Origin of the sequence: Propionivibrio sp. (assembly GCF_049316945.1) — a bacterium.
Lineage (GTDB): Bacteria > Pseudomonadota > Gammaproteobacteria > Burkholderiales > Rhodocyclaceae > Propionivibrio.
Window position 1 is genome coordinate 1 of the sequence record NZ_JBMOJE010000047.1, and the last position, 17484, is coordinate 17484.

15 protein-coding genes are annotated in these 17484 nt (G+C 55.4%); 14 read left to right on the top strand and 1 reads right to left on the bottom strand.

Annotated features, from left to right (window positions below; genetic code table 11):
- The first annotated feature begins 386 nt into the window (after positions 1-386).
- The 11 genes from ACOYNV_RS12240 to ACOYNV_RS12290 all read left to right on the top strand — a co-directional run bounded on the left by ACOYNV_RS12240 (position 387) and on the right by ACOYNV_RS12290 (position 13260).
- On the top strand, positions 387-611 hold the full coding sequence (locus tag ACOYNV_RS12240) for a hypothetical protein (protein ID WP_422900062.1): 225 nt from the start codon (positions 387-389) through the stop codon (positions 609-611).
- A gap of 23 nt (positions 612-634) precedes the next feature.
- Positions 635-1657, top strand: coding sequence for a DNA cytosine methyltransferase (locus ACOYNV_RS12245; RefSeq protein WP_422900063.1), 1023 nt, complete (start codon positions 635-637; stop codon positions 1655-1657).
- Positions 1647-3572: a hypothetical protein gene (locus tag ACOYNV_RS12250; RefSeq protein WP_422900064.1), complete on the top strand. Its 1926-nt coding sequence runs from the start codon at positions 1647-1649 to the stop codon at positions 3570-3572. Before ACOYNV_RS12245 ends, ACOYNV_RS12250 begins: the two co-directional genes overlap by 11 nt.
- Positions 3562-4407, top strand: coding sequence for a hypothetical protein (locus ACOYNV_RS12255; protein WP_422900065.1), 846 nt, complete (start codon positions 3562-3564; stop codon positions 4405-4407). The genes ACOYNV_RS12250 and ACOYNV_RS12255 overlap by 11 nt, the downstream gene beginning before the upstream one ends.
- Positions 4397-5128 carry a DUF6339 family protein gene (locus tag ACOYNV_RS12260; RefSeq protein WP_422900066.1) on the top strand — a complete coding sequence of 244 codons (732 nt, stop codon included), beginning with the start codon at positions 4397-4399 and terminating at the stop codon, positions 5126-5128. Before ACOYNV_RS12255 ends, ACOYNV_RS12260 begins: the two co-directional genes overlap by 11 nt.
- Before the next feature lie 87 nt (positions 5129-5215).
- Positions 5216-5401: a hypothetical protein gene (locus ACOYNV_RS12265; RefSeq protein ID WP_422900067.1), complete on the top strand. Its 186-nt coding sequence runs from the start codon at positions 5216-5218 to the stop codon at positions 5399-5401.
- A 27-nt stretch (positions 5402-5428) separates the two neighbouring features.
- On the top strand, positions 5429-6037 hold the full coding sequence (locus ACOYNV_RS12270) for a nucleotidyltransferase domain-containing protein (protein WP_422900068.1): 609 nt from the start codon (positions 5429-5431) through the stop codon (positions 6035-6037).
- The gene (locus ACOYNV_RS12275) at positions 5991-6224 is read left to right on the top strand and encodes a hypothetical protein (RefSeq protein ID WP_422900069.1); all 234 of its coding nucleotides are present in this window, start codon (positions 5991-5993) and stop codon (positions 6222-6224) included. The genes ACOYNV_RS12270 and ACOYNV_RS12275 overlap by 47 nt, the downstream gene beginning before the upstream one ends.
- A 58-nt stretch (positions 6225-6282) precedes the next feature.
- The gene (dinD, locus tag ACOYNV_RS12280) at positions 6283-7125 is read left to right on the top strand and encodes a DNA damage-inducible protein D (protein ID WP_422900070.1); all 843 of its coding nucleotides are present in this window, start codon (positions 6283-6285) and stop codon (positions 7123-7125) included.
- Between the two features lie 222 nt (positions 7126-7347).
- A complete protein-coding gene (locus tag ACOYNV_RS12285; RefSeq protein ID WP_422900071.1) occupies positions 7348-12513 on the top strand; it encodes a RecQ family ATP-dependent DNA helicase in 5166 nt (1721 codons plus the stop codon).
- Between the two features lie 243 nt (positions 12514-12756).
- Entirely contained in the window at positions 12757-13260 is a 504-nt protein-coding gene (locus ACOYNV_RS12290; protein WP_422900072.1) for a DUF1993 domain-containing protein, read from the top strand.
- Between the two features lie 170 nt (positions 13261-13430).
- Here ACOYNV_RS12290 and ACOYNV_RS12295 read toward each other — a convergent pair whose 3' ends face one another.
- Positions 13431-14009: a DUF1415 domain-containing protein gene (locus ACOYNV_RS12295; RefSeq protein ID WP_422900073.1), complete on the bottom strand. Its 579-nt coding sequence runs from the start codon at positions 14007-14009 to the stop codon at positions 13431-13433.
- Between the two features lie 257 nt (positions 14010-14266).
- Between ACOYNV_RS12295 and ahpC the strand changes: the two genes are divergently transcribed.
- The 3 genes from ahpC to ACOYNV_RS12310 all read left to right on the top strand — a co-directional run bounded on the left by ahpC (position 14267) and on the right by ACOYNV_RS12310 (position 17472).
- A complete protein-coding gene (gene ahpC, locus ACOYNV_RS12300) occupies positions 14267-14833 on the top strand; it encodes an alkyl hydroperoxide reductase subunit C (RefSeq protein ID WP_422900074.1) in 567 nt (188 codons plus the stop codon).
- 114 nt (positions 14834-14947) lie between these two features.
- Positions 14948-16507 (top strand): alkyl hydroperoxide reductase subunit F, encoded by a 1560-nt coding sequence (gene ahpF / locus ACOYNV_RS12305; RefSeq protein WP_422900075.1) that lies wholly within the window; start codon positions 14948-14950, stop codon positions 16505-16507.
- Positions 16508-16701: 194 nt separating this feature from the next.
- On the top strand, positions 16702-17472 hold the full coding sequence (locus ACOYNV_RS12310; RefSeq protein ID WP_422900076.1) for a substrate-binding domain-containing protein: 771 nt from the start codon (positions 16702-16704) through the stop codon (positions 17470-17472).
- Positions 17473-17484: the final 12 nt, after the last annotated feature.

Below are 17484 nucleotides of genomic sequence, written 5' to 3' on the forward strand. Positions count from 1 at the left end.
GCTGGCACCATTAGGCCGCGATTCGGTGGCTCCAATGGGGCGAGATTTGTCAGCCTGCAACAAAGACATTTGTATCAATCACTATCGCAACCATAGTGATAGCGTATACGCCATCACATTTTATTTCAAGTTAATGGTCGCCGATGGAGAAACGGCAACAAAAATGAAACCCCGTCACCTTTTGAGCGACGGGGGTTACGGGTTGTTACGACATCGGTGGGTTGAGGTGACGGACAGGGGACCGGGTCGGTTAAAAACCCCTGGCTCTTTTACCAAGACTCCATATATTTGCAATATGTATCATACATTTCAACTTGTTTACATTTCTATGTGTACAATGTAGCGTCCAAATCGTATTTTTATCAACGCTAACGGGAGTCCAGGTGATGGAAAGAGACAAAAGTGCAAAGTTCATTGAGCTGGCCAATAAGCGTGTAAATAGAGCCCTAAAGGATATTCAACTCATCTGTAACTTAGCAAATCGGCAAAATTACGACTTCAACGACGAGCAGGCAAAGAAGATTGTTCGTGCCTTGCAACAAGAAATTGATCTGCTGAAGCAAAGTTTTGCCAGCACAGAGGAAGTAGGCCGTAGTGAATTCAAGCTGTAAATCATAGAAGGCGTAACTTAGGAATGAGTGATCAACCACTAAAGGCAGGAGCTCTGTTCGCTGGAATTGGGGGCTTTTGCATCGGATTTGGGCAGGCTGGCATCAAAACGTCATGGGCAATAGAGAACGACCCGATGTCTGTGCTAACCTATCGCCATAACATCAAGGATGTTCGAATAATTGAAGATGACGCCGTTCCCGCGAGCATCAAGGATGTAACGGTCTCAGCGTATGACCTTGAGCCAGTAGACATACTTCACGCAGGGTTTCCTTGCCAAAGCTTCTCCCAAGCCGGAGAGCGAAAGGGATTTGAAGATCCGCGAGGGAAACTTTTTTATGAAATCCTAAGAATAGTTGCTGACTTTAAAGATAAGAAGCCATCCGTTATCGTCTTAGAAAACTCCCCACATATTCGCCATGGAGAAGGTGGGAGCTGGTTCATTGAATTAACAAAAGAAATTAAGAAGGCCGGTTATTGGTTTAGAGATGCGAATTGTGCTGAGCTCGATCCGTACGTTCTAACTCCCTTACCTCAGAAAAGAAACAGACTTTTTATGGTTGCGTTTTCTACAGACCGATTCCGTAACGGCAAACTTAATTTTCCTTCTCAGAAAAATGACGAAAAGAAGTGCTTAGAAAATTATATCGATTTCGCTGGAAGCATTGACGATGATACATATTATCTTTCGGAAGAAAACCGATATCACAATATGATCACGCAAGAAGTCGAAGATAAAGCCTGCATTTATCAACTACGTAAATTTCTAGTTAGGGTTAAAGAGCCAGGTGTTTGCCCTACGTTAACGGCGAATATGGGATTAGGAGGACATAACGTCCCTTTCATCCACGACGCGAAGGGTCTGAGGAAACTTACGGAATTAGAGTGCTTAAAACTACAAGGATTTCCATCCGATTTCAAATTTCCAGATGCAGTGATCAGATCAAAACTATATACACAAATAGGAAACTCGGTCGCAGCGCCCGTGATCTCCCTTCTGGCGGAAGAAATTAAATATAAAATTTACAAGGAACGCAATGATGCCTAGTTCAGTTGGATGGTTACACCCAATAGATGATGCAGATCAATGGGACGACTTCAATGACCCTGGGCTAGCGCATTTTTCTGGTGACCCTGTTCGCCATCTCGCAAGAGAAGTAATTCAAAATGCCTATGATGCCGGGGAAACAGGTATTGTTACTGTTAAGATCAGGCGAGTAGAAGTCGACACCAATACAATCCCGAATCTCCCTGAATTGATGGAAAACATCGAATCCTGTTACGAGAATTCAAAGTCAGAGGTTAAGAAGGCAGAAATTTTCTTTCAGAATGCTTTAGTAGAATTGAAAAAGAAGAAAATTGCAATTTTAGAGATTTCTGACTACAACACTCTAGGGATGAAGGGGCCATCAACAAATGGCACTCCCTATTACGCGTTTATGAAAGCCAAAGGTCAGTCGCGTAAAACAAATGATGCAGCCAGTGGCTCGTACGGAATAGGTAAGTTTGCACCTTACGCCGTATCAAACATTCGAACCATATTTATATCAACGGTGTACGAGAACGATTCAGGTGAACTCGTTCAGCTGACACAAGGCAAATCCATCCTCATGTCCCATGATCTCAACGGGAAGCGTAAACAAGGCGTTGGATTCTGGGGCGTCAAGGAAAAGTGTCAACCAATCCTTGGCATTTCCCAACTACCTGAATGGGTACAGCGAGTCAGCAAATCAGAAGATCTTCCTAATAGTAAAGGAAGCAAGCTTTCGGTACTATGCTTTGACTCAAGTAAAAAATGGCAGGAAGATCTCGCAGTTTCAATTGCAGAGAATTTCTTTGCGGCGATCTCTGGCGGCAAACTTCGTGTAGAAATCGATGAAAAGTACACCCTCGACCAGACTACCATTGGAGACTTTCTTACCAGAGCCGATATTAGGCAGATGATAGATAAGCTACCTGGTGAGCCCGAGCAATTTGACAATAGCAAAAACTATCTTACGGCATTTAAAGGTGGGACAGAAGTCATTACGGAAGAAACTGAGAGCCTTCACCTCGGATTTTGCCAAGTTCGAATCCTTATTGGCGAAGGATTGCCTAAAAAAGTCTGTGCGCTTAGAAACGGGATGTTCATTACAGACAATCTTGCTGGCCTTAAGAGCTTCTCAGATTTTAAAGAATTCGTCGCAGTATTCCATTGCCAAAGTCAAAAGGGTAATGAATTGCTACGCGCCATGGAGCCCCCGCGACATGACGATTTCGAACCTCCATTGCTTCCGACAAAAGCAGAACAAGTCAAAGGGCGAGCAGCCTTACGTGATCTTGCAATTTGGGTACGGGATGCCCTGAAGCGTCACGCAAAGGATCCTGTTTCTGAAGTGACTGAAATTGATGAGCTCAAGGATTTTTTTGGCGACGAAGGAACAAGTGACACAGGCAAAGGTACTGAAGAAATAAATCCTTATGGCGATGTAATTATTAGGGCTAAGCCAATCAGAACTCGAATAACGACAGATAGAGATTCGGATACTGGAAGCCAAGGTGGAGACAGTGATGGAGGAGAGACTTCAGGAGGTGGAGGTGGTGGCGATACAGGAGCCGGAGGTGGCGACGGCAAGGGAGGTGAAGGGAATGGTGAAGGTGGAACTGGGAACGGCGAAGGCGGTACTAGTGGGGGAGGAGCGATGAAGCCCTCGGTTGATATCAACAACGTTCGCGCAATCCCCACAGGCACGAAAGGCAGAAAGCTCTCATTAACACCTGTAAAAACTGGAAAATTATTGATTCATGTAAAAGAGGCTGGCGCTGATAGTGATTACGATATTTCCATCTCAAAATCTAACAATGGAGACTTAATTGCAGGTGGTATATCTCTTGATGTCACTGCAGGCCAACGTGTCAACCTAGACATCGAATTGAACCAAGACTTTTCAGGTGCATTGAAGGTGGTGGCTCATGAAGTTTGATAAGAGCAAAGCATTTCCTTACCCGGTCTTACGTCCGTTTAGCGATGACTATGTTGACGTTGAGTTTCAGGCAACTGTTGAATTTGTAGTTGGCAAGGAGAAAATACAGGTCAATATCGGATATGCAATTTCATCCGAAGAGATTGTCAATGAAATTAGTAACGGCAATGCAGAATATGTTTCAGCAATTTCATGTCGAGACACTTACTACCAGAATGTCGTCAGTTCAACGACTAAAGATGGTACAGCTGAGTTCGACATCGGGCAGTTACGTGGCGAAGTAAAAGTCAACCCATACGTTGTTGTTAAAAAAGACATCCCCTCATTTACTTCCCCAGATATAAACAAAGAATTCGGACCCGGTCCATTTTCATTTGTCGTAGGTGATGTTCTTGCTCAAGATGATGCACAAGTTTTTTACATTGACCGTGACTTACTAAAACCAATAACTTCTGTATTTGACCTTGTGAAGAAGGACGAGCAGAGCGATGGAGTTTGGACGGTTGGGTTCGACGAGGAGCATATACAAATTGAAGTCAGCCCAAGAATGAAAGAGGTAATTGATAATGCTAGAAATCAAAAATCTAACCGTGCTGTATTAATTAACTCAGTCTACTTTGCGGCGGTCATGCAGGCCATTCAAAAGCTGCAGAATGAGGACACGCGGGCCACATATGAGGATAAGAAATGGGCAAAAGTGATGTTAGGGCAGGCACATAACAAAGGTCTCGTTATCAATACTGGGGATTCCTACTTGATTGCAGAACGGCTGATGCAGCATCCCATTACATTACTTGATTCCTACGTATTTAAGGCGGCAAATAATGAAAGCTAATTTTCTAAAGAGCGCTAAAGTTCAAGAACTCCAATTAAAAGTTGAAGAGAATCTAGATTTATATAGAAACGGAAATTTTGATTTTCTGGTCTCTGATACATCATGTCATTTCGAGACAAGTCTTGTTATTGATGTTTCTAAGCTGGCACTAATCACTTCTGACAAAATTAATCTTAATGAAGTTGATAACTGTCTTTTAATGTACCAAGCAATGGGAACCATTTCTCATTATCTGGCCCGTGATGAACGCTTATGGGTTTATCTGTGTCACACGCAATTGCTTGAATACACAAGAGCCAGATGGCCAATACCACAGGATGACGAAAAAGCCATTAAGCACATTAAAAATCACTTCTTCTGTATTGGTGCTCGCGGGATAGAACGCGATAACGCGGCATCACGTCTATGGTGGCAGGCTTCGCTATGTAGCAGGGCCAATGGAATTACTTTTGAGGAAGCTCTCACTTGCGTCCTCCACCAAAGTGATGTTCGTGCAAACATAATTGAACGTCCTACTACATCGCAAAATGTTATTGTTTTTTCGGCCGTTCTAAAAAAACTAAATGAGTCATATAAATCTAACAAAGAGTTATTCGAAAGAGACCGATTTCGCTCGATAATGAAAGAGCTAAACCTGATCGGTGGAGTAAAGCTCTTGGCAGCGCTCCCTGAGTCAACTATCGCTGGAATTTTAGACCAGTGTGTTGCTAAAGCAGCATAGGGAAAATCGCCGGAAAATATCGATTGCGGCAGAAGGGAACTGCTAGAACGTCTTTCGTCGCCCTGCTACACTACTTCTTCAAGCCCTATGCTCACCGACAGTCGCCTGCGCGTCACCATCGAGGATCGCCGTTTTGGCGAACTCAACGTCAATCCTGCTTTTAGCATGGCCGACTTCAAGGCTGTTCCCAAGGAATTGGCGAGAGCATCTGCCGGAGTACGTCAAGGATTGCGTTGCCCTCAATTTCTGCAATTAGAGCGCTTGAAATCGTAGCCATAACGACCACACTATTCGCCAACCGTGCTACTCGACCTCCTATTCGGCAGCTACCGCCAACGCGCACTCACGCAACTGCTCCTGCATCCGGACAGCAGCTATCACGTGCGCGAACTGGCGCGGCTGACCGGCACTACGCCGGGCACCCTGCACAAGGAGCTCGCCCGCCTCGCTGCCAGCGGGCTGCTGCTGCGTGAACAACAGGGCAACCAGGTACGCTACCGAGCCAACCTCGACCACCCCGTATTCCCCGAACTGGCCGGACTTTTCCGCAAGACCAGCGGTGCCGTCAGCATTCTCGCCGATGCCTTGCGCACGCTCGCCCCGGAGCCCCAACTGGCGCTGATCTTCGGCTCGCTGGCGCGCGGCGAGGAAAACTCGTGCAGCGATGTCGATCTGCTCCTCATCGGCGACAACGCCATTGGCGACACCATCAAGGCGCTCTATCCGGCACAGGAACAACTGCAACGCGAAATCAAACCGGTGATCTACACCGCGACTGAATTCACCCGCCGACTCAACGCGCAGGAACCCTTCATCGGCAACCTGCTCGCCAACCCCAAACTTTTCGTCATCGGAACCGAGCATGACCTTGGAAAACTTGCTGGACATCCATCGGCTGCAGCCGTTTGATGTCACGCCGGCTGGCCTGCAGCGCCTGCTCGCCTCGGTCGAAGGCAACCTGGCCGACGCCCGCCTGCCCGAGCCCATCGCCCCGACCTGCTCATCAAAGAACACTAACCCCATGCTCGACGCCGAAACCAAGCGCCGAATCGACACCTGCCGTGCCATCAACCGCGCCTGGGGCAGTGCGGAGTAGTTCCGGAAATCAAGCCCGAAGAGTCATTGACCCATAAACACCCAGCAGGAGTTGAAACATGAAAACCGAACTAGTGCAGTCACTGACGAATACCTTTGAATCGCATGCACAGCAAACTGACGGCGGCATCGACTTCTGGTTGGCACGCGACCTTCAGCACCTGCTCGGTTACTCCAAGTGGGACAATTTCCTGAACGTGATTTCCAGGGCAAAAACCGCCTGCGAGGTGTCGGGTCACCTGATCGCCGACCATTTTGCCGACGCCAGGAAAATGGTCGACCTCGGATCCGGTAGCCAGCGTGAAGTCGATGACATCATGCTCACCCGCTACGCCAGCTACTTGATCGCGCAGAACGGCGACCCGAAAAAACAGGAAATTGCCTTCGCTCAAACTTACTTCGCAGTCCAGACCCGCAAGGCCGAGTTGATCGAGCAACGCCTGCTGGACGCTGAACGAATATCGGCCCGCAAGAAACTCTCCGCCACAGAAAAAGAACTTTCAGAAATCATTTACGAGCAAACCGGCGGCAATCAGAATTTCGCGCTGATCCGCAGCAAAGGCGATCAGGCGCTTTTCGGGAAGAGCACCCAGTCCATGAAAACCCAGTGGAAAGTCCCGGAAAATCGCCCACTAGCCGATTTTGCTCCGACCATCATCCTCAAGGCCAAGGACTTCGCTGCGGAAATCACCATTTTCAATGCCCGGCAGAATCAAATGGACAACGAGGCTGCTATTTCCAGCGAACATATCACCAACAACAAAGCGGTCCGCAATACCCTGCTGGAACGTGGCATCCGCCCGGAAAACCTGCCCCCGGTCGAGGACGTCAAAAAAACCGTACGCCGCCTCCAGACCAATGACCAGAAAGCCCTGAAGAAACCCGACGCACTGGACTCCTGATGTTGCCAGACCACCATGCATGCTGCAGATACCAATTTCACGCCTCATGGCTGCAACGCTCATGAATAGGCATTCCATAAGCACTACGCCTGAAGCGTGCCGTATTTATTGGCTCTCCGGCATGGTCGCTTGTAGATCGCCAATTGGCGCGGCCTGCAGCGATCATTCTTGTTTATACTTTGCCTTCCTGCCGTTTAGCGGCCGTACACGCCAACGTCGCCCATGAGTAGTTTTGCTCCCCGTTGCCTGTCCATCGATCTTGAGGTCGGGTTGCGCGATACGCGGATTCACAGTTTTGCTGCCGTTCGCGGCGACCCGCCCGGCGCTTCGCTGCATTTCCGGCACGGCAATCTGCTGGCCGCGCTTGAGCAACTCGACAGGCTGGCCGAAGGCGCCAACTTCCTGCTCGGCCATAACCTGATCGCTTTCGACCTGCCGCATCTGGCCGCCGCCAAGCCTGATCTGCGGCTGCTGCAACTGCCGGCGGTCGATACGCTGTGGCTCAACCCGCTGGCCTTTCCGCGCAACCCCTACCACCATCTGGTCAAGCACTATCAGGACGGGCAACTCAAGCGCGGGCGCTTGAACGATCCGCTGCTCGACGCGCAGTTGACGCTTGAGGTCTTTGGCAACCAGCAAGCGGCGCTGGCCGAAACTTCGCCGAATCTGGTTCTCGCCTGGCACTGGCTGACCACGGTCAATAACACCGGGTCGGGGCTCGATCGCTTCTTCATGTCCTTGCGCCACAAGGCGCGACCGAGCGATGGCGAAGCGCTGGCGGCCATCCGTACTCAACTCGCCGGGGAAGCCTGCCAGACGCACGCTAACGAGATTGTGGCCGCTGCTGTTCACCACGACCTCGCCGGCCAGGGCTGGTCCCTGGCTTACGCGCTGGCCTGGTTGTCGGTGGCCGGCGGCAACTCGGTGATGCCGCCGTGGGTGCGCCACCAGTTTCCGCAAGCCGGCGTGCTGATCAAGCGTTTGCGCGACACCGCCTGCGCTGACCCGGCATGCGCCTGGTGCCGTGAACACCACGACGCGCAGAAGGAACTCGCGCACTGGTTCGGCTTTCCCGAATTTCGCCCGGAACCAGCCGATGAGGAAGGCCGCCCGCTGCAGCAAAGCATCGTCGAGGCGGCGATGCGCGGCGAACATATTCTGGGCATTCTGCCGACCGGCACCGGCAAATCGCTGTGCTACCAGATTCCCGCCCTCTCGCGCTTCGACAAGACCGGTGCGCTGACCGTCGTCATCTCGCCGCTGGTGGCCCTGATGGCCGACCAGGTGGCCGGGCTGGAAGCCAGGAACATCAAGAGTTGTGCGGCGCTCAACGGCCTGTTGTCGATGCCCGAGCGCGCCGACGTGCTCGACCGGGTGCGCCTTGGCGACATCGGCATCCTGATCATTTCGCCGGAACAACTGCGCAACCGCACCTTGCGCAAGGTGCTGGCGCAGCGTGAAATCGGCGCCTGGGTGCTCGACGAAGCGCACTGCCTTTCGAAATGGGGACAGGATTTCCGCCCGGATTATCGCTACGTCGGACGCTTCATCCGCGAGAAGGCCGGCGAGCAAGCCATTCCGCCCGTCCTGTGCCTGACGGCCACCGCCAAGCCCGATGTGGTGGTCGATATCCTGGCGCATTTCAAGGATAAGGTCGGCATCGAGCTGCGCTGCTTCAACGGCGGCGCCAAGCGGACCAATCTCGATTTCTGCGTCGTGCAGACCAGCCAGAGTGCGAAACTGGATCACATTCATCAGATATTGGAGGCCGATCTGCCGCCCGAAGTCACCGGCGGCGCCATCGTCTATTGCGCGACACGCAAGCAGACCGAGGAAGTTTCAGGATTTCTGCTGCTGAAAGGCTGGGCGGTCGGCCACTATCACGCCAGGCTGCCGCCGGAAACAAAAAAGAGCACGCAGAAAACCTTCATTGAAGGCGGTCTGCGCGTCATCGTCGCCACCAACGCCTTTGGCATGGGCATCGACAAGCCGGATGTGCGACTGGTTATTCATGCCGACATTCCGGGTTCGCTGGAGAATTATCTGCAGGAGGCCGGCCGCGCCGGGCGCGATAGTCAGTCGGCGCGCTGCGTCCTGCTGTACACCGAGGAGGACGTCGAACGCCAGTTCGGCATGTCGGCGCGCTCGCGGCTGAGCCGCAAGGAAATCCAGACCATCCTGCATTCGCTGCGCAATCTCGAGCGAAAAAAACGCCGCAGCGGTGGCAAGGAGAGTGGCAAAAACAGCGATTTGATCGCCACTGCTGGCGAAATTCTCGCCGAGGATGAAAACGGTGATTTCGAACGCGATTCGGCTACCGACGACACGCGAGTGCGCACCGCCGTGTCGTGGCTGGAGGAAGCCGCGCTGCTCACGCGCGAGGAAAACCGGGTGCAGATTTTCCCCTCGTCGCTGCGCATCGCCTCGCTCGACGAAGCGAAGAAGAAACTCGACACGGCGAAAATCCCGGCGGAGTACCGGAACAAGCTGCTGGCCATCGTCGGCGCGCTGATCGGCGCTCCCGCCGATGAAGGCATCTCGACCGACGAACTGATGCTCGTTTCCGGCCTTTCTTCCGATAAAGTCCGCGCCGCGTTCTACGACCTTGAGGCGCTGGGGCTGGCCAGCAACGATACGGCGCTCACCGCCTATGTCCATGTCGGCGTTGAAAGATCGTCGAAGAAACGCTTCGAACAGGCCGCAGCGCTTGAAGCGGCGTTGATCGGCCTGTTGCGCGAGCAGCATCCGGATCTGGGCCGCGGCGAATCGTCCGTCCTGCACCTGCGCCACGCCAACCAGCACCTGAAGGATGCTGGCCACCCGAACGCCCTGCCGGAACGTCTGCGCCAGTTGCTCAGCAGCCTCGCCGCCGATGGCCGCGATCAGGAAGGGGAAGGCGGCCAGGGCAGCCTGAAGCTGCGCCGCGTCGACGCCGAATCGGTGGCCATCGAACTGCAGCGCGAGTGGTCAGCCCTGGAAACCACCGCCCGCCGTCGTCGCGCTGCGGCCGGCTGCCTGCTCGAACACCTGCTCGCCAGCCTGCCACAGAGCGCGCGCGGCAACGATCAACTGGCCGAAACGACGCTGGGGAAACTGCTGGCGGCGCTGGAATCCGATCTGGCACTCAAGTCCGAAAAGACGATCACGCCCAAGTTGCTCGACCGCGCGCTGTTGTGGCTGCACGAACAGGAAATCATCCGGCTGAACAAGGGGCTGGCCGTCTTCCGGCCGGCGATGACGATTCGCCTTGAACCGGACTGGAAGAAGAAATTCACGCCACCGGATTTCGCGCCGCTCAAGCTGCATTACGACGAACAGGTGGTACAGATTCACGTCATGGCCGAATACGTGCAGCGCGGGCTCAAGGCCATGGCCGAAGCGCTGCACCTGACGATGGACTATTTCAGCCTGCAGCGCGACGAGTTCATGCAGCGCTGGCTGCCCGATCGCGACAAGGAACTGGCGCGGCAGACGACGCCGCAATCGTGGCACGACATTGTCGAAGTGCTGAACAACAAGGCGCAACGCGAGATCGTTGCCGACGACCGGGAAAGCACCAACGTTCTCGTACTGGCCGGCCCCGGCTCGGGCAAGACGCGGGTGCTGGTGCACCGCATCGCCTACCTGATTCGCGCCCGCCGCGAGAATCCGCACGGCATCCTGGCGCTGGCCTACAACCGCCACGCCGCGGTGCAGATTCGCCAGCGCCTGGCCGAACTTATCGGCGACGACGCGCGCGGCGTCTCGGTGCTGACGCTCCACGCGCTGGCCATGCGCCTGGTCGGCGCCAGCCTGGAAGCGCGAAACACGAGCGCGGACACCGATCTGTTCAGGCAGATCATCGAGCAGGCAGTTGCTCTGCTCAAAGGCGAAGACCTGCCGCCGGAAGAAGCCGACCAGCAACGCGACCGCCTGCTGGCCGGCTTCCGCTGGATTCTGGTCGACGAGTACCAGGACATTGCGCCGGAACAATACGAACTGATTTCGGCATTGGCCGGGCGCACCCGCAGCGATGAAGACGGTCGCATCAACCTCTTCGCCGTCGGCGACGACGACCAGAACATCTACGCCTTCAACGGCGCCTCGGTCGAATTCATCCGCCGTTTCGAGGCCGACTATGCGGCCAAGCCGGCCTTTTTGACCGACAACTATCGTTCGACGGCGCACATCATCGAAGCCGCGAACCGGATGATCGCCCCAGCCGCGAACCGCATGAAGCAGGCGCAGCCGATCCGCATCAACGCGGCGCGCAAGGGACAGGCCGCCGGCGGCGAATGGGCCAGCATTGATCCGGTCGGCCAGGGGCGTGTGCAGATCCTGGCGGCCGGCGACAACGATCAGACGCAGGCGCTGGCCGTGATCGGCGAATTCGAGCGCATGGCGCAACTGGCGCCGGATTGGGACTGGGCGCGCTGCGCCATCATCGCCCGCCACTGGCGATCGCTCGACCCGGTGCGCAGCTATTGCGAACTGAAGGGCATCCCGGTGCAACAGGCCGATGAAGACAGCAGCGGCTTCTGGAGCCTGCGCGAAACACAGTCGCTGGTCGGCTGGCTGCGGGCACGCGACAGCGGACTGATCGATGTCGCAACGATCCGCCAATGGCTTGAAGCGCAGCCGGAAGGAACGCCAGACGCGCACTGGTGGGACTATCTGCGCGAGGCCATCGCCGAATATGCGCTCGAAGTCGGCGACGCCGAATTGCCGCTCGACCACTTTCTCGACTGGCTGGCCGAATGGGGCCGCGAAGCCCGGCGCCGGCAAACCGGTTTGCTGCTGCTCACCGCGCACAAGGCCAAAGGGCTGGAATTCGACCACGTCGCGGTGCTCGATGGCGACTGGCGGCAGAGCGGCGCCAACGAGGATGCGGACGCCACGCGCCGCCTGTATTACGTGGCCATGACGCGCGCCCGGAAAACGCTGGCGCTGGCCCGTTTCGGGCGCGGCCAGGCCTTGCTCGACGGGTTGCTGGAAACCACTGCCATCCTGCGTCGCCCGGCCATGCCACTGCCAACCCCGCCGCCCGAACTCGCCCGCCGCTATCGGCGGCTTGGCTGGAAGCAGATCGACCTCGACTTTGCCGCGCAGCATCCGCCCGGCCAGGCCATCCATCAGGCCATCGCCGCGCTGGCCGTGGGCAGCCGGATCGAGCTTCGGCAAAGATCGGCCAGCACCTGGCGCCTGTGCGATGCGCAGGGCGTCGACATCGGCTCCCTGTCGCAACACTTCGCGCCGGAACAGAACATGGACTGCATCGAAGCCCGCGTCGCCGCCATCCACGTACGCCGGCCCAGGGACGTGGCCGACCAATACAAATCGCGGATCAACCCGCACTGCGAATCCTGGGAGATGGTCGTTCCTGAACTGGTCTTTGCGCCGCGCAGGTAAGCACATGGCAATTATTCCGCTTGCCTGCAAGCCGCATGCGCAGGCGTTCTACAGACTATGCGCCTGAAGAACCGCGTATTTATTGGCTATCCAGCCTTGCACGTTGCGGATCGCCTATTGGCGCGGCTTCCGACCTTGCAAGACCCGGCGCGACGAACACACGCCGGCTATGGCGCTTGATTTTGAGTTCCCGGCAAGCAAGTCGGCAGTAAAATATTCTGACCAACTCCTAAGGAAACCAACATGACATTTTCCATGTACGACACTTCGGTTCCGGCCTTGAAACGGATGCTGAACAACCTCGCCGCCATTCTCGTGAAAGCGGCAGAGCACGCCGCCAGCAAGAAGATTGATCCGGGCGTATTCATCAACGCACGCCTGTTCCCCGACATGTTCCCGCTGTCCAGGCAAGTCCAGATTGCCACCGACCAGGCCAAAGGCTGCGCGGCGCGCCTGGCCGGCGTCGACATTCCCGGCTTTGCAGATAACGAAGCGACCTTTGACGAGTTGCAGGCGCGTATCGCCAAGACCATCGCCTTTCTGGACAGCTTCAAAGCGCAGCAGATCGATGGCAGCGAGGAGCGCGACATCGTGCTGCAGATTCATGAAAGGAAACTGGAGTTCAAGGGGCAAGCGTATCTGCTCAACTGGGTGCTACCCAATTTCTACTTCCACGTGACCACGGCCTACAACATCCTGCGCCACCATGGCGTCGAAATCGGCAAGAAGGATTTCCTGGGCGGCTGAGAGCCAGTGAAAAAATGCCTTAACATCCACCGCAGAGGTGACCAAAGGGAATGCAGAGCCGCAAAGGCGCAGAGAAAACGCAGAGGAACCCTATTGTTTTAAAGGTTTTCTCTGCGAAACCTCTGCGCCTTTGCGCCTCTGCGGTGGATTCTTGATATTTTCACAAACCCTCAGTCGCCGGACTTCTTCGGCGCATCGACATCGAGCGCCTGCCAGCCTTCGAGACCCATTTCTTCGAGCATTTCGATGTTGCGCTCGAATATCTGGGCCGCCTCCGGGAAGGCCGCCACGGCGCGGTCGATACTTGCCTCGCGGATCAGATGCAAGGTTGGGTAGGGCGAACGATTGGTGAAATTGCCAATGTCGTCGGGCTCGGCGTCCGCAAAGCAGTAGTCGGGATGAAAATTGGCCACCTGCAACTTTCCGGCCAGCCCCTGGGTGCGTACCACCACATCAACCAGGTCGAGAAAATCCGTGAAGTCGTCAAAATCTTCAAGTACAAACGGATGGACGAGCAGCGTGGTTTCCGTTTCCTTGGGCGACACCGACGCCAGATACTGCAGTTCTCGCTCCAGATCAGCGAGCAACGCGTCGCTGTCGGTGGCCTCGCTGACAACATAGCGCACCTGCTTCTTCACATGCACTGACTTGGCGAAAGGGCAGAGATTGAGGCCGATCACTGCGCGCTCAAGCCATTTGCAGGTTGCTGCGACGACTTCATCGACGGTCGGGGATTGCATGCTGTTCATAATGGTTATGCCTGCCAGGGGATTTAACAGCCTGACAGGGTAGCGAAAGGAAGACAAGCTGCCAGGGTTTTTCTAACAAAAGGAAACGGGGCGCGTTTGCGCCCGCTGCCAAGACTTCCCGGTCCTTTCTTATACGGTTATTGATCGTTTTTGACTGTAATAAAGATAGAAATAATCAATTGGATAAATAATTCACACCCACCTAACATTCACTCACCGCATCACTTTATCAACCCGAAACAAAAGGAGTCATCACCATGAAATCGCTGATCAATACCGAAATCATTCCCTTCAAGACCACCGCTTACCACAATGGCAAGTTCGTCCCGGTGTCCGATGCCGACCTGCGCGGCAAATGGTCGGTTGTCTTCTTCTACCCGGCCGACTTCACTTTTGTCTGCCCGACCGAACTGGGCGATGTCGCCGACGAATACGCCGACTTCCAGAAAATGGGCGTCGAGGTGTACTCGGTCTCGACCGACACCCACTTCACGCACAAAGCCTGGCACGACGCATCGGACACGATCAAGAAGATCCAGTACCCGATGCTCGGCGACCCGACTGGCACCATCACCCGCAACTTTGGCGTGATGATCGAGGAAGAAGGCTTGGCGTTGCGCGGCACCTTCGTGATCAATCCCGAGGGTGTCATCAAGGTCTGTGAAATTCACGATCTCGGCATCGGCCGTGACGCCAAGGAACTGAAGCGCAAGATCCAGGCCGCCCAGTACGTCGCCACGCATCCGGGCGAGGTCTGCCCGGCCAAGTGGACGCCGGGTGAAGCCACGCTTTCTCCGTCGCTAGATCTGGTCGGAAAGATTTAACGAAAGTCGTTTAACCACGGCGGCCACGGCGGTCACGGCGAAAAGCCAATCTTCTCTTTCGCTGTGTCGCCGTGCCGCCGTGGTTAATTTTGAAGTTTCAATTGGGAGAACAAAATGCTCGACGACACCATCAAGACTCAACTCAAGGCCTATCTTGAGCGACTTCAGAAGCCGATCGAACTCGTCGCATCGCTCGACGACAGCGACAAGGCGCAGGAAATGCACGCGCTGCTGGAGGATATCGCCCGGCTTTCGGCCAAGGTCAGCGTCCGCAATGACGGCGTCGATGCACGCAAGCCTTCGTTCAACATAGCTCGCCCAGGTCAGCCGGCACGTATCGGTTTTGCCGGCATCCCGATGGGGCATGAATTCACATCCCTGGTGCTGGCGCTGCTGCAGACTGGCGGCCACCCGCCCAAGGTCGAGGCCGAGTTGATCGAGCAGATTCGCGCCATTCCCGGCCGCTTCCACTTCGAAACCTTTATTTCGCTGTCCTGCCATAACTGTCCGGACGTGGTTCAGGCGCTCAACCTGATGGCCGTGCTCAATCCCGGCATCAGTCACACGATGATCGACGGCGCGCTGTATCAGTCTGAAGTCAGCGAACGCAAGATCATGGCCGTGCCGTCCGTCTATCTGAACGGCGAGCCGTTCGGTCAAGGGCGCATGACGCTTGAAGAAATCATCGCCAAGATCGATACCGGCGCCGTGGCCCGCGAAGCCGAGAAACTCGCCGCCAAGGAAACCTTCGACGTACTCATCGTCGGCGGCGGCCCGGCCGGCGCCGCCGCAGCGATCTACGCGGCCCGCAAAGGCGTGCGTACCGGCGTGGTCGCCGAACGCTTCGGCGGGCAGGTGCTCGACACGCTGGCCATTGAGAACTTCATCTCGGTCAAGGAAACCGACGGCCCAAAACTGGCCGCCGGGCTGGAGCAACACGTGCGCGAATACGAGGTCGACATCATGAATTTGCAACGCGCCGAGGCACTGGTGCAAGGCGCGGATGGCCTCACCGAAATCCGTCTGGCCAGCGGTGCGGTGCTCAAGAGCCGTTCGGTGATCATTTCGACCGGAGCGCGCTGGCGCGAAATGAAGGTGCCCGGCGAACAGGAATACCGCGGCCGTGGCGTCGCCTACTGCCCGCACTGCGACGGACCGCTGTTCAAGGGCAAGCGCGTGGCGGTGATCGGTGGCGGCAACTCGGGCGTAGAAGCAGCGATTGACCTCGCCGGAGTCGTCGCGCACGTTACCCTGATCGAATTCGACACCGTGCTGCGCGCCGATGCCGTGTTGCAGAAAAAGCTCTACAGCCTAAACAACGTGACGGTCATCACCAACGCCCTGACCACCGAAGCGACCGGCGATGGCGAGAAGGTGAACGGCCTCGTCTATAAGGATCGGGCCAGCAACGAGGTTCGTACCATCCCGCTCGAAGGAATTTTCGTGCAGATCGGCCTGTTGCCGAATACCGACTGGCTCAAGGGAACGCTTGCGCTCTCTCCACGCGGCGAACTCGAAGTCGATGCGCGCGGCCAGACCTCATTGCCCGGCGTCTTCGCCGCCGGTGACTGCACGACGGTGCCGTACAAGCAGATCATCATCGCCATGGGCGAAGGCGCCAAAGCCTCGCTCAGCGCCTTCGATCATCTGATTCGCAGTTCGGCGCCGGCTTGAGAGGCTGTGAAAAATTCATCCTGAAAACCTCACCTTTGCGGTGAATAACTGAGGTTTTAAGGATAAATAAAACCAATGCTGACCTCTTTTGCTGCTTTTATTCTTCCAGGAACCGGCGTCCCGGCTTAAGCCGTAGGCACTGGCGGCGTTCGAACGTAGAATGTTCGACAGTACATTTCTGGAGATTTCGCACCATGTTCAGCAAAAAACTCATCCTTGCCGTCTGCGCAATTTTTTGCAGTCTTTCAGCCTGGTCCCAGCAGCAAAATCTCTTGATTTACTGTGGCATTACGCAGGTGCGACCGATCACCGAACTGGCACGCCTTTTCGAGGCTAAGGAAAACGTGCGCATCCAGATCGCCCAGGGCGGATCGGAGGATCTCTATCAGAGCGCCAAGAAAAGCCGCCTGGGTGATCTCTACCTGCCCGGTGAGCCGTCTTACCGCGAAAAGCACTTGGCCGAAGGCCTGTTCGGGGAGCACAAGGTGGTCGGCTACAACCAGATGGCCATCATCGTGCAGAAAGGCAACCCCAAGCGCGTCAAGGGCAATCTGAACGAATTGCTGCGCAAGGACCTGACGATCATGATCGGCAACGCCGAGAGCGGAAGCGTGGGGCAGGAAACCAGGACCATGCTTGAAATGGCCGCACTCTATCCCAAGGTGGTGGCCAAGGCGGTCGAACTGATGCCCGATTCCCGGGCCATCAATCTGGCGATGAAACGCGGTGAAGCCGATGCCACATTGAACTGGCGCGCGACATCGTTCTTTCCCGACAACGCGACGCATCTGGAAGCCGTCGATCTTGATGCGAAAATCGCCAAGCCGCAGGCGCTGCTGCTGATTCAACTGACCTTCAGCAAGAATCCCCTGCTGGCACGGAAGTTCGTCGATTTCGTGGCCTCGGAAGAAGGGCAGGCGGTATTCCGCAAGAACGGATTTCTGGACAACAAGAGCGTCAAATAAGCTTTCCGTCGA